Genomic DNA, 705 nt, shown 5'->3' with positions numbered 1-705 from the left:
CTCATTGGGATTTTCTCTAAGTTAGACGAAGTCAAAATCGGTTTCATTATCACTATTCCGATTTTCTTTTTTGCCGCGCTTAATTTCTTATTCAACCTATTTAGCTGGCCATGGGTTGGAAAGCCGTTCTTTATCTTGCTGCTAGTGGTCTCTAGCTTAGTAAGCTACGCAGGCTATAACTACGGAACGCTGTTTGACTCTGGGATGATCGCCAACATCGTCGAGACCGACTCGAGTGAAGCAAGCTCTTATCTCAGCACGTATTCGGTCGTTTGGACGACGTTAATGGGTGTGATTCCTGCCCTGATTGTGTTCAAAGTAAAGCTGCAACCACAACGCGGACAATGGCTACGCTTTGTGCTTACAAAACTGGTCGCGATGCTCGCTTCGTTAGCAGTTATTGCCGTGATTGCGGGGTTGTACTATCAAGATTACGCATCTGTGGGTCGCAATAACAGCTACCTGAAAAAAATGATCATCCCAACGCAATATGTCTACAGCGCGACAAGTTACGTAAAAGAAAATTACTTAACTACGCCACAGCCATATCGTGAAATCGGTACTGATGCACAGCAATCTTCGACCGCTTTACAGCAAGCGCAGGACAAACCGACGTTACTCGTTTTTGTAGTAGGTGAAACCGCACGTACTCAAAACTATCAACTGAATGGTTACGAGCGTGAAACTAACCCCTACACTAGCCAA

At 45.1% G+C, this 705-nt stretch carries 1 protein-coding gene; it reads left to right on the top strand.

Annotation, left to right across the window (positions count from 1 at the left end; genetic code table 11):
* Window positions 1-705 (top strand): phosphoethanolamine transferase domain-containing protein (locus R7R78_RS26340; RefSeq protein WP_225474639.1); only part of this gene is annotated, 705 nt, incomplete at both ends.

It is taken from the genome of Vibrio sp. 2134-1 (assembly GCF_033339495.1).
This window is presented reverse-complemented; position numbering and strand designations above follow the sequence as displayed.